Here is a 17889-nt window from a genome sequence, read left to right on the forward strand (position 1 = left end):
CAATACGGTTAGGGGTTCTGTTGCTCCTATTGGAAGCTGACTAGATCAGTGCAGCATTTGTGTAGTCAAATTCGAAGCGCGCCCGCACGCTTATTGACCTTTCAGTTTCAGATGCGAACACATAGGAGTCACGCCGATTTTCGGCGTCGTAGAAACTTGGCGCTGGGGCGTGCTCAAATTCATTGACCTCATCGGCTGCCACCTGCTCCGGCGTGCGGAGAGCAGGTCTTCCTCCAGATCAAATACTGTGTTCTCCTATGGTGCAGTCTTGATGATCCCTTTCAGCGCTTTCACACGAGATGGATCTGAACCATGCCTGCACTCGCGCGAAGCCAGTCAGATGAACTGTGTAGGATTTCCAACCAATTGATAGAAAGAGACTCGGAAAAACACGACATGACCTTCTAAGACGACCCGGCTGAACAGCCAGTGGAAAACGCCTCAGACATCGCCGACAGGTTCGCGGCTTGAGAGTATTTAGGGATCATCAACGACTCTGTTTCAGAAAATTGACCCGCTCATCTCATTAGCAAGTAGCGATTCATAAAACTTTTCCCCACGAGTCACCCCGTAAACACCAGCGCAACGAAGTTCATTAGTGCAGGTCCAAAATTAAGCTAGTCATCGCCCCTGTCCTGTGGACGGGGGCGATGACCAAAGGGGGACTATTTGCTGTCTTTTTCGCCAGTCATCGTAATGGGCTGGACCCCTGAATTCGGGAAGCAGCCGATAGGGCTCTGGCCGGATTCGGCGACGATATCCAGGCACTTGGACGTCAGGGTTTCCGGAGTCAGCGAGCGTTCCAGGATCTTGTTGGCTTCGGCTTCAGCGGTGCTGGTCTGCTTGCGCTGCTGGGCCACGCGGGTCTTGGCGGTTTCCGCCTGCAGTTCATTGATGCGGTTCTGCGTCGGCTCGTCGAAATTGATGATCGGCAAGGTAACCGAGCGGATCTCGATCTGGGTCTTGACCTTGGCCTGCATCTTTTCCTGGACGGACTTCGCCAGGCCCTCCAAGTCCTGGCCGCCGCTGGCCGGTTCGCCGTATTCCAGCGGATCATAGGTGGCCATGACCTCGTTCAATGCGGCGCGGAAGTTGCGGTCGACGAGGTTGGACTGGATGCCCTCGAAGGTGCGGTAATCCAGGAACACGTCCATCGCATCGTCGGTCTTCAGCTGCCACTGGATCGAGGCGTCAACGTCGGCTCGGCCGTTGTTGCCCAGGCGAACCGGGATGGCGCTGCTGGCGGAGTAGACGTCGTTCTGCACCGAGCCATCCAGCTTCTCGACCTTTTCCCATGGCCACTTCAGGTGGAAGCCGTTGCTCACCACGGAGGTCGGCTTGCCCAGCGCGACCTTCACGCCTACAGTGCGTGGCTGCACGATGGTGGTTGACATGATGGCCAGCACGATCAGCGAGACGATGAAGATGCTGATTCCGGTGAAGCGCGTGGAAGAGCGGTTCTTGTTTTCTGGCTTCATGGATTTGCTGGCAAGCATGACGAGCAATCCTACGACGGCGCAAATGACCGCAAGAATAGTGGGGAACATGATCTCCTCGATGGTGTGACGGTAATTTATATTCTATCGTTTAGATAATTGAGAACAAATTCAGACACCGCAACACAGCAGAATGATCTGCCATCGACCGGAAATATGCACTGCGGGCACTAGACTCGGAGGCATGCAAAAACGAGAACTTGGACGTACCCACCGCAACGTGTCGGCCATTGGCCTGGGCACCTGGCAACTAGGCGCTGACTGGGGCTCGGTAGACGAGACCGACGCGCTAGCCGTACTCGATGCCGCCTACGAAGCCGGGGTGAACTTCTTCGACACCGCCGATGTCTACGGCGATGGCCGCAGCGAGCAGCTGATCGGCACTTGGCTGAAGGCCAACCCGGATGCCGGGGTCACCGTGGCCACCAAAATGGGCCGCCGTGTCGAGCAGCTGCCGGAGAACTACAACCTGGATGCCTTCCGCGCGTGGAATGACCGCTCCCGCAAGAACCTGGGCGTGGACACCCTGGACCTGGTCCAGCTGCACTGCCCGCCAACCCCGGTGTACTCCACCGATGCGATCTACGATGCGCTGGACACCATGGTGGATGAAGGCCGGATGGCCAACTACGGCGTTTCGGTGGAAACCGTGGATGAGGCGCTGGCGGCAATTGCCCGCCCGAACATTGCCACCGTGCAGATCATCATCAACGCCTTCCGCCACAAGCCGCTGGAAACCGTGCTTCCAGCAGCCCGCGAGGCAGGGGTGGGGATCATCGCCCGGGTGCCGCTGGCCAGCGGATTGCTGACTAACCGCTACACCCTGCAGACCGAGTTCGCCAAGGACGACCACCGCAACTTCAACCGCGACGGCTCCTCCTTCGACGTCGGGGAGACCTTCTCCGGCGTGGACTACGCCACCGGTCTTCAAGCCGCTGGCGAGTTCGCCAAGCTGGCTGCCGCCGAGGCGCCCGAAGCCACCAGTGCCCAGGTGGCTTTGGCTTGGCTGGCCGCCCAGGACGGGGTGAGCACCATCATCCCCGGAGCCCGCAACGCACAGCAGGCCCGCGCGAACGCGGCTGCCGGCTCGCTGCGGATCTCCGAGGGATTCAACGCCTCGGTCCGCGACCTCTACGACGCCAAGCTGCGCGAACAGATCCACCCGCGCTGGTAGGCAGCACGGGTGGGATGCCGTTCCTAGCCTTGCGGCGCCCCGACCGGGATGCTGGCACCTAGTGCCACCGGCTCGGCGGGGCGCTGCTGTCCGCGCTCGGAAACATATTCCAGCTCGGTATCCGGTGCGGCGGTGTTCACGAAGGAACGGAAGCGCTTGAGCTTCACCGGGTCGGCCAAGGTGGCGGCCCACTCGTCCTCGTAGTTGGCCACGTGGGTTTCCATGGCCGCTTCCAACTCGTCGGCCAGGCCCAGCGAATCCTCGATCACCACCTGCTTGGCCCGTTCCAATCCGCCATCCAGGTCCTGCAGCCAATGCGCGGTGCGCTGCAGCTTGTCCGCGGTGCGGATGTAGTACATCAGGTAGCGGTCGATGTACTTGAACAGCGTTTGATCATCCAGCCCGCCGGCCAGCAGTTGGGCATGGGCCGGGTTGGCGCCGCCGTTGCCGCCCACATACAGGTTCCAGCCATCGGTGGTGGCGATCACGCCGATGTCCTTGGCGCGGGCCTCGGCGCACTCGCGGGCACAGCCCGAAACGCCCATCTTCAGCTTGTGCGGTGCCCGCAGGCCCCGGTAGCGCAGCTCCATTTCGATGCCCAGCGCGGTGGAATCGAGCATGCCGTATCGGCACCAGGATGAACCGACGCAGGTCTTCACATTGCGCAGCGACTTGCCGTAGGCCTGGCCCGATTCGAAGCCGGCGTCCACCAGCTCGCGCCAGATCTCGGGCAGCTGCTCCAAGCGGGCGCCGAACATGTCGATGCGCAGGCCGCCGGTGAGCTTGGTGTACAGGCCGTATTTCTGCGCCACCGCTGCAATCACGCCGAGCTTCTCGGGGGTGATCTCCCCGCCCGGGATGCGCGGCACCACCGAGTAGGTGCCGTCCTTCTGCATATTGGCCAGCACGCGGTCGTTGGTGTCCTGGGCGCCGGCAAGACCTGCATCCATCGGGTGGGCGCTGGTCTGCGAGGAGAGGATATTGGCGATCACCGGCTTGCAGATATCGCAGCCCTGGCCGGTGCCGAAGCGTTCCATCACCTCGCCGAAGGCCTGCAACCCGGCCACGCGGATGGCTTCGTAGAGCTCCGGACGGGAGAAGGAAATATGCTCGCACAGGGCGGTGGAAACTTCCGCGCCGTCCTTGAGCATCTGCGCTTCCATGAGCTTCTTGAGCATCGGCACGCAGGACCCGCACTGGGTGCCGGCACGGGTGCACCCCTTCAACCCGGAAACGGTGGTCACCGGAGCTTCGCCCTCGAAACAACCACAACCGGAAACGGCATCGCGGATGGTGCCGGCGGTGACCGAATTGCAGGAGCACAGCACCGCATCATCGGGCAGTTCGCCCTCCGGCGCTTCGCCGCCCAAGGCGCTGAGGTACGCGCCTGGTTCGCCGGGCAGCTCCCGTCCGAGTAAAGGACGCAGCGACTGGTACGGGGTGGCATCGCCAACGAAAATGCCGCCGAGCAGTGTCTTGGCATCGGAGGAAACCACGAGCTTCTGGTACAGGCCACGCGGGGCATCGGCATAGACCACTTCCAGCGCCCCCTCGGCGCGGGCGAAGCCATCGCCGAAGCTGGCCACGTCCACACCGGAGAGCTTGAGCTTGGTGGCGGTGTCGAAGCCAGCGAATTCGGCTTCGCCCCCGGCCAGCTGTTCGGCCACTATTTCCGCCATGGCGTTGGCCGGAGCGACCAGGCCGATGCAGAAACCCTCGTAGTTCGCGACCTCGCCGATAGCCCAGATGTGCTCGATATCGGTGGCGCAATGCGCGTCGATGACCACGCCGCCGCGGGGGCCCATGCCGAAACGGGGTGCCGGGCTGCCTGCTTCGTCAAGGGCCGCGTTGTAATTGCGGATCAGCTCATCGCGGGGACGAACACCGATCGAAACGACCACTATATCCGCATCGATGGTGCGTTCATCAGCCATCAGCACGCCGGTGACAGCCGTGCTGCCAGACTCCTGGCTGGTCAGGATTTCTTGCGGGAAAACGCCGTTGTGGACGGTGAATCCGGTTTGCTCGATGAGCCGGCCCATGGCCTGGCCAGCGCCTTCATCCAGCTGGGTGCCCATCAGCCATTTGCCGCCATCAATGACTACTGCCTCCGCACCCAGTGCTTGGGCACCCGCGGCAGCTTCCAAACCGAGCAGCCCGCCACCGATGGTAGCTACCACCGGGGTGCGGCCCAGGGAAGCTGAAAGTTCCTTGACCTTCTGCGCGATGGACCAGACATCTTCCAGCGTGCGGTACACAAAGGTGTGCTCGTTGCCGGCGATTGGCAACGTGGCCGCGTTGGAACCGGTGGCCAGCACCAATTCGTCGTAGCTGAAGATGCGTCCGTCTTCCGTGGTGACCGTCCGCTTGGTGCTGTCGATAGCGATGGCCTTGGCGTTGGTTTCCAAGGCGACATGCTCGGCTTCCCAGAGCTTCGGATCGCCGAGGGTGAGATCGACTCCGGGGTTGGTTAACGCCTGGGAGAGCGCCACGCGATCATAGGGAAGGTGGGTTTCTTCGGTCAATACCGTGATGCTCAGATCCTGCGGTGCGCGGCTGGCCAGGGCTTCGGTGAAGCGGTGGGCTGCGGGACCGCCGCCGATAACCAGGATGTTGCGTGCATTGTGTGGAGTACCCATGATCAATTTCGACTTTCGCTGGGAAACGGTGAGTTTCAGGCTGATGAGTCCACTGTAGAAAGCATGCTTTGCGCCGCAATTACCCTTGTGTTTCGGCCGGAGCAATTCTCTCCACCATCAGACGAAAGCCAGGTGAAGCGGCTGAAACATATTCGAATCATTCGCAATGGGCAATCGTTGCGCAAAGGCAATTGGACAGGATAAACCAGCGGATTTCCGGGAGAATCCAGGATTCACGGTGCCCATTTTTGCTGTTAGGCATGCTTTACGGACTGGCAACGGCTGGAAGCATCGGGCGAAACATGCGGCTTCTAAGCTCGGTATGTCAGCAGATGCCAACCACGAAGGGCTTACGTTCATGAGCACGCAAATTGCAGAAGACACCCGTGAAGCTACTTTGAGCTTGGCTCCGCTTTGCCGCAGTGCAGAGCTGGAGCGTGGATGGGGAGAAGCGCTGTGGCTTGAGGCCACACAGCTAGCCCTGTTCCGTACCGAAGAAGATGCCTTCTACGCAACCTCGCATCACTGCCCGAACAGCGGCGCGAAGGTCATGGCCCGCGGCATTCTGGGCGACACCATGGTCGAAGGAACCAGCGTGGCCACCGTTGCCTGCCCGCTGCACAAGGAAGTGTACCGACTGGATACCGGCGAATGCCTGAACGCCGATTCGCTGCCGCTGCCAGTGCAGCGGCTCATGGAAATCGAGGGACAGCTATGGATGGAGCAGAGCAAATGAGTATCAAATCAGATCGCAGCCTGAACGTCGAGCATTCGGCCTGGCAAGGCTGGTACGAACTGAACGACGAGACGGATTCGCTTGCAACCAACTAGCTCCGGCTATCGCATTTTCCAGCGGTGGCGTGCAAGAATAAGGCAACTCGCATCATCATCCAAACGCAGGGACGAAAGCTCACGGCTTTCGTCCCTGCGATTTTGCGTTCCGGCCGGGCATAGGCAAGGGCGGCCAGCTCGCTGGGAGCCGACCGCCCATTGGAGCCATTACGCCAGGGCAGGCGCCTTGGCCAGCAACTCTTCGATCTTCGCTTTGCACCCGCCGCATCCGGTGCCCGCACGGCAGTTCTCGCCGACCTCGGCGACGGTGGTGCAACCAGCGCCTACAGCATGGGTTACCTGGCCGTAGGTAGCGCCCGAACAGCGGCACAGCTGATCATCATCGCTGGGGATAGCAGCGATTTGATCCGTTGCCGGATCATCCAGCCGCAAGAGGGCCGAACGGTCTTCAGGCAACGCGGTGGCCCGTTCATAGGCCAGCACGAGTTCGGCACTGGTTTGCGGCAATCCCATGGCCAGGAATCCGGTGACCGTATCCTGCCGGGTGACGATCTTCAGGTACCGTCCGCGCGCAGGATCTGCATAGACGGTTGCCTGCAGATCGGTATCGTCCCAATAACCGGCGCTGATATCGCCGGCTGCAGTCAGCTCGATGCCTTGTCCCTTGAGCATCAATACATCAGAAGCAGAGAAGTCCGGGGCAGCAAGCGGCTCGGAGCCAGAGGAACCAGCCAGCCGCAACAACTGCTGGGACAACCATGCGGCTTGTGCCCAGCCCGGGGCCAGCAGTCCGACCGGTGGCTGTCCGGCAACTTCGGCACAGTCGCCGAGGGCGAAAATTCGCTGCTCGGTATCGGCGCAAAGGAATTCATCAGTCTTAATACCGCGGCCCACCGGTAATCCGCAGCCCGAGGCCAGCTCTGTTCTGGCTCTCACACCCGTGGAAATGAGCAGGGCATCAGCCTGGATCAGTCCGTGGGTGGAAGTCATCAGGCCGGTGAAACCCTGTGCATCCTTCTGAATGCCACTGGCCTTCGCACCAGGGATCACCTCGACACCTGCTTCACGCAGATTACGCGTCAGCAGCGCCCCTCCATCTGCATCCACGACGCGTCCCAAGGGAGCCGGACCATGATGCACCAGCACCGGTTGGGCGCCGGTGCGCGCAATGGCCAAGGCCGCCTCGATACCCAGAACTCCGCCGCCGAGAATTAAAATGCGTTGGCCCAGACCGATCGATTCCCGCAGCTGGTGGGCGTCATCCACCGTGCGCAGCGCGAAAACTCCGGCTGGCAGTGAAGCATCAGCGTGCGGATCGAAATTCAGGCCGTTGAGCGTGGGGATTACCGCTCGGGCGCCGGTGGCGAAAACAAGCCGGTCGTAGGACACATAGTCGTTGCCGCCCAGATGGATCCGGCGCCGTGAGCGATCGATGCCGGTAGCCTGCACGCCCAAGCGCACGTCGACTCCGGCATCGGCCAAGCGCTGCGGATCCACCATGCCCAAATGCCCGAACTCGGCGGCTCCCACTGCCAGTTCAGCGAGCAGCACACGGTTGTAGGCCAGGTGGTCTTCGGCGCTGATGATGGTGATGGCGCAGTGGCCGGCCGCCGCTGCCGGGAGCAGCCCTTCGACAAGGGACGCGGCGACGGGGCCGAAGCCAATGATGATAATGCGTTGCGGGCGTTGCTCGTTCATTGTTCCTCTTTCACAGCGCTCAGCGAAACATGGGCGTGCTTGAATTCCGGCATCTTGCTGCGCGGGTCGACCTTCGCCTCGGTCAGCAGGTTTGCGGTACCGGAATCCGGGTAGTGGAAGGGCAAGAAGACCGTGTCCAGCCGGGCATCAACGGTCAGCCGTGCGCGGGCGGTGACTTCACCGCGTTCATTGCTGATCACGACCTTTTGTCCTTGGACAATCCGGTGGGCCAGCGCGGTTGCTGGATGGATTTCCAGCAGCGGTTCCGGTGCGGCCTGGACCAGCTCGGGGACCCGGCGCGTCTGGGCGCCAGACTGGTAGTGCTCCAGCAGCCGGCCGGTCACCAGGGACACGGCCGACTTACTCATCCGGGGCTCCGGTTGGAAAGCAACTGGCACCAGCACTGCACGCCGATCCGCATGGGCAAAACCGTTAAGGAATAGCCGAGGGGTTCCATTGCGGATGCCGCGCTCGGCCTTCACCTCGGTGCCTGCAGGGCACGGCCAGTAGATGGCCGCCCCGGCATCGAGGTCATCCCAACGCACTCCCGAGTAGTCCGCTAGTCCACCGGCTGAAGCCAATTTGAGTTCTTCGAAGACTTCTCGGGCATCGGGGGAGAAGTGGCCGGGAGCATCCAGGCGTTGGGCGAGCTGGGCGAGGATCCACAGTTCGCCGCGCGCATGTTCCGGTGCCGCCAAGGCAGCGCGGCGGCGCAGGATCCGCCCCTCCAAGTTGGTCATGCTGCCTTCTTCTTCAGCCCATTGCAGCACCGGCAAGACCAGGTCCGCTTGGGCTGCGGTCTCCGAGAGGAAAAAGTCGCAGACCACCAGGAAATCCAGCCTGGACAGTGCGTGGATCACGCGCGACGCATCGGGTGCGGAGATCACCGGGTTGGCCCCGTGGACCATCAGCATGCGCGGACCGGTGGGGGTACCTAGCGCGTCGAGGAGTTCAACGGCGGGAAGCCCGGGACCGGGAATGGTTTCGGGGTCAACACCCCAGACGCGGGCTACATGCGCACGGTGTTCCGGGTCGGTGATCTTGCGGTAGCCGGGAAGCTGGTCGCACTTTTGCCCGTGTTCCCGACCGCCCTGCCCGTTGCCCTGGCCGGTGATGGTGCCGTAGCCGCCGGCCAGGGTTCCGGGCAAGCCGAGCAGCAGCGCGAGGTTGATCGCGGCGGTGACCGTATCGGTGCCGTTGGAATGCTGCTCGATGCCGCGGCCGGTGAGGATGTAGACCGGCTTGCCGCCGGCCTTCGCTTCGCTGGCTGCCTGCGCCAAGGCCCGGGCGGTGTGCCGGATCTGCTCGGCAGGAACACCGGTGACCTGGGCGGTGCGTTCTGGCCACCAGCTGGCCAAGGAGGCTTTCACTGCATCGAAACCGTTAGTGCGGGCGGCCAAGTAGCTGGTGTCGGCCAGGGACTCGGCCACCAGCACGTGGGCCAAGCCCAGCAGCAGCGGTAGGTCGGTGGCCGGGGTCGGCTGCAGGTGCCAGCCAGCATTATCGGCGCAGAGCTTGGCTGTAGCTGAACGGCGAGGATCAACCACGATCAGCCCGCCGTTCTCACGGGCTCCGGCCAGATGCCGGACAAAGGGCGGCATCGTATCGGCCACGTTGGAACCGAGCATCAGGATCATCCCGGCCGAATCCAGATCAGCCAGCGGGAAAGGCAATCCCCGGTCCAAGCCGAAGGCGCGGTTGGTGCCGGCGGCTGCCGAGGACATGCAGAACCGTCCGTTGTAGTCGATGCGCGAGGTACCCAGGGCAAGCCGCGCGAACTTGCCCAGCTGGTAGGCCTTTTCATTGGTCAGCGACCCGGAACCGAAGACCGCGAGTGCGTTGGCTCCGGATTCGGCCCGGATGCCCAGCGCCTTTTCGGCAACCAGATCCAGCGCATGCTCCCAGCTAACCGGGGCAAAGCTTCCATCGGGCTGACGGAGCAGGGGTGATTGCAGGCGTTCTGGGTGATCGAGCAGCGTGGCGGCGCTATAGCCTTTGCGGCACAGCGCCCCGCCATTGGTCTCGAAGTCCCGTCCCTTCAGGCTCACCGGTTCGGTGCCGTGATCCTGCTGGTTGGGTTCCAAGATGATGCCGCACTGCAGGGCGCAATAGGGGCAATGAGTGTCGGTCATCCTAGACTCCGTGCTGGGCGAAACGGGTGCCTGAGCGTGCATAGGCGAACCATGCGGTGGCCATGAGCAGCAGGTAGACCGCGATGAAGATGATGAACGCCGTGGTGTAGGCGCCGGTGCTGGATACGGACAGGCCCAAGGCCTGGGGAATCAGGAAGCCGCCGTAGGCGCCAATGGCCGAGATCAAACCGAGGGCTGCGGCCGCCTTGCGCGAAGAATCCACCTGGCTTGCCTGTTTTCCCTCGTCGCTCAGGGCAAAGACTGCCGGGATCATGCGGTAGGTCGAGCCATTGCCGATGCCGCTTGCGGTGAAGAGCAGCAAGAACAGGAATAGAAACATCCAGAAGTTGGCCCGTGGCAGGCTGAGCACTAGCGCAGCGGTAATCAAGGCCATGGCTCCGAAGGTCGCCACGGTGATGCGTGCGCCGCCGAGCTTGTCAGCGATCTTGCCGCCGTATGGACGGGCCAGGGACGCGACCAGCGGGCCGAGGAAAGCCAAGGTGATGGTTGCGGTGCCCAACGGCAAGGCCGCGTATTCGGGGAAGGTGTCAACGATCAGCTTGGGGAATACTGCCGAGAATCCAATGAAGGAGCCGAAGGTTCCCACATACAGTGCGGAGATGATCCACAGGTGCTTTACCTTCAGGCAGGCAATGGCGCCGCGGATATCTGAGCGGGCCGACGACAGGTTATGCATGTATTTCCAGGCACCCCATGCGGAGAGCAGAATCAACGGGATCCAGAGCATCCCTGCCAGCGGTAGCTGCAACGCCCCGGCGGCGAAGACCGTGACAATGACCGGTACAAGCAGCTGGGCGACCGCCGCGCCGAGGTTGCCGCCGGCGGCGTTGAGGCCCAACGCCCATCCCTTGCGGGAAGCGGGGTAGAAATAGGTGATATTAGCCATCGAGGAAGCGAAGTTTCCGCCGCCGAAGCCGGTCAGCGCCGCAAGGCTGAGCATGACCCAGAATGGCGTGGACGGATCAGCCAGGGCCAGGGAAATGCCGCCGGCCGGAATCAGCAGGAGCAGCGCGGAAATGACCGTCCAGTTGCGCCCGCCGAAACGGGCCACCATGAACGTGTAGGGGATGCGCAGTGTGGCACCGACGAGGCTCGGGATGGAGATCAGCCAGAACAGCTGCGTGGTGCTGTAGCTGAATCCCGCTACTGGAAGATAGACCACGACAATGGCGAAAAGCTGCCAAACGCTGAATCCGAGGAACTCGGCGAAGATGGACCACTTGAGGTTTTGGCTGGCTACCGCAGATCCGGTGCGCTTCCAGAATTCTGGATCCTCCGGGGTCCAATTGCTGACCCAGCGTCCCGGTTGCACTTGCAGTGCCTGCGATGTGTCAGATGCTTCTAGCTGTGCGCTCACGTTATCCGATCCCTTCTCTAGCACTTGATGCATCTGAGCTTCTCAAAGAGGTATTTCGCCTAGGTGCTCAGGTTGTTGCGCCGAAGGGAACTTAAATTCACCCGCCGGATCGGTGCGCCGATAGGCGGCTGTAATGTGTTGGAAACCCGAGCGCCGGGGCAACGATCCAGCTTAGGGATTCGCGGTGCTGGAGGGAGGGGCCAGTCCCGTCGGATCGCTGCTAGTGGGAGAGGGGATGAGCGGCAAGACGGCAAGTTTTTGTTCATGATGCGAAAAAGAGATTTCAAAAGAAGTGTTGCTTACGTCACAATCCGCTGATAATCTCGTAGCTGTCTATGGCGGGCACCCACCTGATGGGTCGCTATCTACCGGGCATGCAACTGATCGATTTCAGGTGACAAGCGCAACCGGTAGCTAGCGCCAAGCAGCGCGCTGCGGTTCTCTTGTCCAAAGCATGAGGAGCCACGCGATGAGCGTTACTACCACTGGCCAAGACTATCTTTCGATGGCCATCGATATTGCCACCACAAATGTCCACAACGCTGGCGGGCCTTTCGGCGCCGTCGTGGTCGCCTCCGACGGCCAGGTCTTCGAAGGGGTCAACCGCGTCACGGCCAACAATGATCCATCGGCGCACGCCGAAGTGGTGGCCATCCGCACCGCGGCCGCCGCCTTGGGGACCTTCGACTTGAGCGGCTGCGTGCTCTACAGCAGCTGCGAACCCTGCCCAATGTGCCTGGCCACCTCGCTGTGGGCCCGCATCGGCAAGGTCTTCTTCGCGGCCAACAGGCATGATGCGGCTGCCGCCGGATTCGACGACGCGGTGTTCTACGACTACTTCGAAGCAAAATCCAACCGCTCGCTGATGCCGGTGAACTGCTTCCAGTCCGAAGGCGGCGAGCACCTGTTGCCGTTCAAGGCATGGGATTCGCAAGAATCCCGGACCGACTACTAAAGGTCCAGGACCATGACCACGACAAGTCGCTTGCCAGCTGGCCCCCAGGGCGCGCAGCGCGGCAGCAAGCCGCGCCGGCCGGGCGGGCCGGGCGGCATCCTGGACGCGTTCTTCAGCATCACCGAACGCGGGTCCACGCTGGCGCGGGAATTGCGCGGCGGGATCGTCACCTTCTTCACGATGGCCTACATCGTGATCCTCAACCCGCTGATCCTCGGCGGATTCAGCGCCGAGGCCGCGCCCGTGGATGTGGCCGGCAACTGGCTTCCGGCCGCGCAGGTCGGGGCCATGACCTCGCTGACCGCCGGGGCCATGACCATCCTGTTCGGGCTGATCGCCAACCTGCCCTTCGGCCTGGCCGCCGGATTGGGCATCAACTCCTTCCTGGCCGTCTCGGTGATCCAGGACGTCACCTGGCCCGAGGCCATGGGACTGGTGGTGGTCAACGGCGTGCTGATCGTCCTGTTCGGGATGACCGGGGTGCGTACCGCGATCTTCCGGGCCATCCCCAAGGACCTGAAGGCCGCCATTACGGTGGGCATCGGGCTGTTCATCACCTTCATTGGGTTCGTGGACTCCGGCTTCGTTACCCGTACCGCCGCCGGGCCTCCGGTGCAGCTGGGCGATGGCGGGTCGATCGTCTCGATCCCGACCATGGTCTTCGTGGTGGGCCTGCTGATCATGGGCGCGCTGGTGGCCCGCGGGGTGCAGGGCGCGATCCTGATCGGCATCGTGATCTCCACGGTGCTGGCGATGATCGCCGAGCTGGTGTTCAGGATCGGGCCAGCCGGCGCGGATAACCCGCATGGCTGGCACCTGAACATGCCGGTGCTGCAGGGAAATATCGTCTCGTTGCCGGATTTATCGCTGGCCGGGGAGTTCGACCTGTTCGGATCCTTCGGGCGGATCGGCGCGCTGGCGGCGACGATGCTGGTGTTCACCTTGGTGTTCACGAACTTCTTCGACGCCATGGGCACCATGACCGGACTGGCCAAGAATGCCGGTCTGGCGCGCAAGGACGGCACCTTCCCGCGGCTGAAGGCCGCGTTCGTGGTCGAGGGCCTGGGCGCGGTGGCCGGAGGCATGGGCTCGTCCTCCTCCAATACCGTCTACGTGGATTCGGCGGCCGGCATCGGGGAAGGAGCGCGCACCGGGCTGGCTTCGGTCATCACCGGCGTGCTGTTCCTGGGTTCGATGTTCTTCACGCCGCTGACCTCCGTGGTTCCCATCGAGGTGGCTGCCGCGGCACTGGTTCTGGTGGGCACCTTGATGTGCGCGCAGATCCGCGAGATCAACTTCAAGCGGTTCTCCAGCGCCATGCCGGCGTTCCTCACCCTGATCACCATGCCGTTGACCTACTCCATTGCCAATGGCATTGGCGCAGGGTTCATCGCCTGGGTGGTGGTGAACACCGCGGCCGGGCGGTATGCCAAGATCCACCCGCTGCTGTGGGTGGTGGCGCTGGGCTTCCTGGTGTACTTCGCACGGGGCCCGATTACGGCCCTACTGGCCTGAGTTGATACGGGCTATAGTAAGGATCCACTGAGGTGAGGTGGCTCACCTTGATGGTTTGCATGGATGTGAATGATCCGAATTCTGGAGGGTAATCATGGGCGGATGCCTCGCCTGGTCCAAGGGCCAGATAGCGCACGGAAACTGATCCCGCCGCAGCACGCGGCGGCGCCCTGGACGAGCCTGGAACCTCCGGCAGGGCGCCAGATCCCACCCATCATCCAATTCATTCATGGTGCGTCCGGCGATACCCGGGCGCAGGAGGTGTCAACGGCATGAGCGCCGAGGCAACGCAAGAGACAAAATGCCTGGTTACGGTCAACGGAAAGGTCCGGGAATTCGACGGGCCGCCGCATACCAACGCGCTGGATTTCCTGCGCGGGCAGCAATTGATCGGATGCAAGGAAGGCTGTGCCGAGGGCGAGTGCGGCGCCTGCTCGATCCTGGTGGCCCGCAGCGATGGGGAAGGCAGCAGGTGGACGGCGGTCAACGCCTGCCTGCTGCCGGCCGCGGCGCTCGACGGCCAGGAGATCATCACCTCCGAAGGGCTGGGCAGCGTCGCGGCGCTGCATCCGGTGCAGGAAGAGATGGCCAACCGCGGCGGATCCCAGTGCGGCTATTGCACCCCCGGATTCGTCTGCTCCATGGCCGCCGAATACTACCGCCCCGAGCGGACCGCCAATCCCGCAGTCAGCGCGGAGGATAGCGGCGCGCACGAGTGCGGACCCAATGAATTCGACCTGCACGCGCTGTCGGGCAATCTCTGCCGCTGCACCGGATACCGCCCGATCCGCGACGCCGCCTACGCCCTGGGCGAGCCCGAGCCGGATGACCCGCTGACTGCCCGGGCACAGCGCGCCGCACCGGCCCCGGCAGCCACGGATATCCAGCGCGCCGATACCCCTACCGGGGACCTGGGCCGTTTCCGCCGGGCCAGCGACCTGGATCAGGCACTGCAGATCCTGGCCGCCGAACCGCAGACCGTACTGGTGTCCGGTGCCACCGACTGGGGCGTGGAGGTCAACATCAAAGGCGCCCGCGCCCGCTCGGTGCTGGCCATCGACCGGCTGCCCGAACTGCGCCAGATCCACTGGAACGAGCGGTACCTTGAACTGGGCTCGGGCTGCACCCTGAGCGAGCTGGAACGCAAGCTCGCCGGGCAGGTTCCGCTGCTCTCCCAGCTCTTCGGGCAGTTCGCGTCAAGGCTGATCCGCAATAGCGCAACCATCGGCGGCAATCTGGGGACCGGCTCGCCCATTGGCGACACCCCGCCGGCGCTGCTGGCGCTGGAGGCCGAGCTGGTGCTTTCCAGCATCCACGGCAACCGGATGGTGGCGCTTTCGGACTACTTCACCGGCTACCGGCAGACCGTGCGCGAGCCGGGAGAGATGATCACCGCGATCCGCATCCCGCTGCCGCTGGCGCCGCTGACCAGCTTCCAGAAGATTTCCAAGCGGCGCTTCGATGACATCTCCTCGGTAGCCATCGGCTATGCGCTCACGGTGTCGGACGGCATGATCACCACGGCGCGGATCGGGCTGGGCGGCGTGGCCGCAACCCCGCTGCGCGCCGTGGCCACCGAAGCCGAGCTGGAAGGCCAGCCGTGGAACCTGGAAACCATCCGGGCCGCGGCACGCACCATGGGCACCGAAGGAACCCCGATGGATGACCACCGGGCCAGCGCCAACTACCGCAAGGCCATGCTGGCCTCCTCGCTTGAACGGTTCTATGCCCAGCAGCTTGAACGCCGCTTGGAAGCAGGACAGGAGCAGAACTCATGAGCCAGCTATCCCAACGCCCCGACGCACCGGTAGTCGGCCAGCGCCACCGCCACGAATCGGCGGCCGCGCACGTCACCGGCACCGCGCTGTATACCGACGACCTGGCTGCGCGTCTGGCCGGGGTCCTGCACGCCTACCCGGTGCAGTCCACCTGCGCCCATGGAAAAATCCTGGGCCTGGATGCCAGTGCGGCGCAGCAGGTACCCGGGGTGGTCCGGGTCATCACCGCGAAAGACATTCCCGGGGTCAATGACCAGGGCGCCAAGCACGACGAACCGCTGCTCCCGGTGGAAGAAGTCATGTTCTTCGGCCAGCCGGTGGCGTGGGTCCTGGGCGAAGACCTGGAAGCTGCCAAAGCCGGGGCCAGGGCGGTGCGCGTGGAGTACGAACCGCTGGATTCGCTGATCACCATCAAGGACGCGATCGGGGCCAACAGCTTCCACGGCATCCAGCCCGAGATCTCCAAGGGCGATCCGGAGGCCGCCTTCGCGCAGGCGGCCCACGTTTTCGAGGGCGATTTCGAGTTCGCCGGCCAGGAGCACTTCTATCTGGAAACCCAGAACTCGCTGGCGATGGTGGATGAGAGCGGGCAGATCATGATCCACTGCTCCACCCAGCATCCCACCGAAACCCAGGACATCGTCTCGCATGTGCTGGGCATCGGCGCCCACGAGGTCACCGTGCAGGTATTGCGCATGGGAGGCGGCTTCGGCGGCAAGGAAATGCAGCCCCATGGCTATGCCGCGGTGGCGGCCCTCGGCGCGGTGCTCACCGGACGGCCGGTGCGGGTGCGGCTGGACCGCACCCTGGACATGACCATGACCGGTAAGCGCCACGGATTCCATGCCACCTGGAAAATCGGCTTCGACGATCAGGGCAAGATCCTGGCCCTGCAGGCCGAGCTGACCGCTGACGGCGGGTGGAGCCTGGATCTGTCCGAACCGGTGCTGACCCGCGCGATGTGCCATATCGACAATTCCTATTGGATCCCGAATATCAGGGTCAACGGGCGCATCGCCAAATGCCATAAGACCTCGCAGACCGCGTTCCGCGGCTTCGGCGGTCCGCAGGGCATGCTGGTCATGGAAGACATCCTGGGCCGGGTGGCCCCGCAGCTGGGATTGGACGCCCGGGAACTGCGCCGCCGCAATTTCTACACCCAGGGACAGGACACCCCGTACTACCAGCCGGTCCGGCATCCCGAGCGCTTGGAGGCTGCTTGGACCCAGCTGCTCGGCTCGGCAGGTATCGCCGCACGCGAGGAGCAGATCGCAGAATTCAATGCCGGGCACGAGCACGCCAAAAGGGCGCTGGCGATGACGCCGGTGAAATTCGGCATCTCCTTCAACCTCACCGCCTTCAACCAGGGCGGCGCGTTGGTGCTGGTCTACAAGGACGGTTCGGTGCTGGTCAACCACGGCGGCACCGAAATGGGACAGGGCCTGCATACCAAGATGCTGCAGGTGGCCGCCACCGCCTTGGGCGTGCCGCTATCCAAGGTGCGCATTGCTCCCACGCGCACCGACAAGGTGCCCAATACCTCGGCCACCGCAGCCAGTTCGGGCAGCGACCTGAACGGCGGCGCGGTCAAGGATGCGTGCGAGCAGATCCGCGGCCGGCTCGCGCAGGTGGCCGCCGGACAATTGGGGGTTCCGGCGCAAGATCTGCGCTTCAGCCGCGGCAGGGTCACCGCGCTGGGCAAGAGCGAATCGCTGGGTTGGGAAGAAGTGGTCAACGCCGCGTACTTCCAGCGGGTCCAGCTTTCGGCCGCCGGCTTCTACCGGACCGAAGGGCTGCATTGGGACCTCTCGCAGATGACGGGCAGCCCGTTCAAGTACTTCTCCTACGGGGTGGCGGCCAGCGAGGTGGAAGTCAGCGGCTTTGACGGCTCCTATGTGCTGCGCCGCGTGGATATCGTCCATGATGTGGGCGATTCTCTCTCGCCGCTGGTGGATCTGGGGCAGATCGAGGGAGGGTTCGTGCAGGGGGCTGGCTGGCTGACCCTGGAGGATTTGCGCTGGGACACCTCCGATGGCCCGAGCCGCGGACGGGTGGCCACCCAAGCCGCGAGCACCTACAAGATCCCGAGCTTCTCCGAGATGCCCGACGTCTTCAACGTCAGCTTGCTGGACAAGGCGCATGAGGAAGGCGCGGTCTACGGTTCCAAGGCCGTGGGAGAACCGCCGCTGATGCTCGCCTTCTCGGTGCGCGAGGCACTGCGTCAGGCCATTGCCTCCTTCGGCCGCTCCGGGCGTCCGGTGCCGCTGGCGTCCCCGGCGACTCCGGAAGCGGTGTTCTGGGCGATCGAAGCGGCACGGGAGGAGCGGTAGCC

Annotated in this window: 11 protein-coding genes; 6 read left to right on the forward strand and 5 right to left on the reverse strand. The window is 63.4% G+C overall.

Annotation, left to right across the window (positions count from 1 at the left end; genetic code table 11):
* Positions 1-665: 665 nt before the first annotated feature.
* Positions 666-1547, reverse strand: a complete 882-nt coding sequence (locus tag ACIOU9_RS10455; protein WP_133834112.1) for an SPFH domain-containing protein — start codon at positions 1545-1547, stop codon at positions 666-668.
* A 133-nt stretch (positions 1548-1680) separates the two neighbouring features.
* On the opposite strand from ACIOU9_RS10455, the gene ACIOU9_RS10460 reads away from it, so the two are divergent.
* Complete coding sequence (locus ACIOU9_RS10460; RefSeq protein ID WP_105656191.1) at positions 1681-2670, forward strand: aldo/keto reductase; 990 nt, start codon at positions 1681-1683, stop codon at positions 2668-2670.
* Between the two features lie 23 nt (positions 2671-2693).
* On the opposite strand, the gene nirB is transcribed toward ACIOU9_RS10460, so the two are convergent.
* Positions 2694-5309: a nitrite reductase large subunit NirB gene (gene nirB / locus ACIOU9_RS10465; RefSeq protein ID WP_105656192.1), complete on the reverse strand. Its 2616-nt coding sequence runs from the start codon at positions 5307-5309 to the stop codon at positions 2694-2696.
* Between the two features lie 358 nt (positions 5310-5667).
* Between nirB and nirD the strand changes: the two genes are divergently transcribed.
* A complete protein-coding gene (gene nirD, locus ACIOU9_RS10470) occupies positions 5668-6045 on the forward strand; it encodes a nitrite reductase small subunit NirD (RefSeq protein WP_105662151.1) in 378 nt (125 codons plus the stop codon).
* Between the two features lie 263 nt (positions 6046-6308).
* On the opposite strand, the gene ACIOU9_RS10475 is transcribed toward nirD, so the two are convergent.
* From ACIOU9_RS10475 to ACIOU9_RS10485, 3 genes are read right to left on the reverse strand one after another with little or no spacing between them, the layout of a single operon-like run.
* Entirely contained in the window at positions 6309-7799 is a 1491-nt protein-coding gene (locus ACIOU9_RS10475) for an FAD-dependent oxidoreductase (RefSeq protein WP_105656193.1), read from the reverse strand.
* Entirely contained in the window at positions 7796-9931 is a 2136-nt protein-coding gene (locus tag ACIOU9_RS10480; protein WP_133834110.1) for a molybdopterin oxidoreductase family protein, read from the reverse strand. The genes ACIOU9_RS10475 and ACIOU9_RS10480 overlap by 4 nt, the downstream gene beginning before the upstream one ends.
* 1 nt (position 9932) lies before the next feature.
* Positions 9933-11342 (reverse strand): MFS transporter, encoded by a 1410-nt coding sequence (locus ACIOU9_RS10485; protein ID WP_133834109.1) that lies wholly within the window; start codon positions 11340-11342, stop codon positions 9933-9935.
* 436 nt (positions 11343-11778) lie between these two features.
* On the opposite strand from ACIOU9_RS10485, the gene ACIOU9_RS10490 reads away from it, so the two are divergent.
* The 4 genes from ACIOU9_RS10490 (at position 11779) to xdhB (ending at position 17887) form a co-directional block, all read left to right on the forward strand.
* Positions 11779-12264 carry a nucleoside deaminase gene (locus tag ACIOU9_RS10490; RefSeq protein WP_133834108.1) on the forward strand — a complete coding sequence of 162 codons (486 nt, stop codon included), beginning with the start codon at positions 11779-11781 and terminating at the stop codon, positions 12262-12264.
* Positions 12265-12276: 12 nt separating this feature from the next.
* Positions 12277-13779, forward strand: a complete 1503-nt coding sequence (locus tag ACIOU9_RS10495; RefSeq protein WP_105662034.1) for an NCS2 family permease — start codon at positions 12277-12279, stop codon at positions 13777-13779.
* A gap of 272 nt (positions 13780-14051) precedes the next feature.
* On the forward strand, positions 14052-15557 hold the full coding sequence (locus tag ACIOU9_RS10500) for a xanthine dehydrogenase small subunit (RefSeq protein WP_133834107.1): 1506 nt from the start codon (positions 14052-14054) through the stop codon (positions 15555-15557).
* Positions 15554-17887: a xanthine dehydrogenase molybdopterin binding subunit gene (gene xdhB, locus ACIOU9_RS10505; protein ID WP_402696861.1), complete on the forward strand. Its 2334-nt coding sequence runs from the start codon at positions 15554-15556 to the stop codon at positions 17885-17887. The genes ACIOU9_RS10500 and xdhB overlap by 4 nt, the downstream gene beginning before the upstream one ends.
* The last annotated feature ends 2 nt before the right edge of the window (positions 17888-17889 follow it).

It is taken from the genome of Glutamicibacter sp. NPDC087583, assembly GCF_044743685.1.
GTDB lineage: Bacteria > Actinomycetota > Actinomycetes > Actinomycetales > Micrococcaceae > Glutamicibacter.

Excerpts from the sequence above, each read along its gene's own strand:
- xdhB (WP_402696861.1), top strand. The coding sequence starts at position 15,554 with ATGAGCCAGCTATCCCAACGCCCCGACGCACCGGTAGTCGGCCAGCGC.
- ACIOU9_RS10455 (WP_133834112.1), bottom strand. The coding sequence starts at position 1,547 with ATGTTCCCCACTATTCTTGCGGTCATTTGCGCCGTCGTAGGATTGCTC.
- ACIOU9_RS10475 (WP_105656193.1), bottom strand. The coding sequence starts at position 7,799 with ATGAACGAGCAACGCCCGCAACGCATTATCATCATTGGCTTCGGCCCC.
- ACIOU9_RS10460 (WP_105656191.1), top strand. The coding sequence starts at position 1,681 with ATGCAAAAACGAGAACTTGGACGTACCCACCGCAACGTGTCGGCCATT.
- nirD (WP_105662151.1), top strand. The coding sequence starts at position 5,668 with ATGAGCACGCAAATTGCAGAAGACACCCGTGAAGCTACTTTGAGCTTG.
- ACIOU9_RS10500 (WP_133834107.1), top strand. The coding sequence starts at position 14,052 with ATGAGCGCCGAGGCAACGCAAGAGACAAAATGCCTGGTTACGGTCAAC.
- ACIOU9_RS10480 (WP_133834110.1), bottom strand. The coding sequence starts at position 9,931 with ATGACCGACACTCATTGCCCCTATTGCGCCCTGCAGTGCGGCATCATC.
- ACIOU9_RS10485 (WP_133834109.1), bottom strand. The coding sequence starts at position 11,342 with ATGCATCAAGTGCTAGAGAAGGGATCGGATAACGTGAGCGCACAGCTA.
- ACIOU9_RS10490 (WP_133834108.1), top strand. The coding sequence starts at position 11,779 with ATGAGCGTTACTACCACTGGCCAAGACTATCTTTCGATGGCCATCGAT.
- nirB (WP_105656192.1), bottom strand. The coding sequence starts at position 5,309 with ATGGGTACTCCACACAATGCACGCAACATCCTGGTTATCGGCGGCGGT.
- ACIOU9_RS10495 (WP_105662034.1), top strand. The coding sequence starts at position 12,277 with ATGACCACGACAAGTCGCTTGCCAGCTGGCCCCCAGGGCGCGCAGCGC.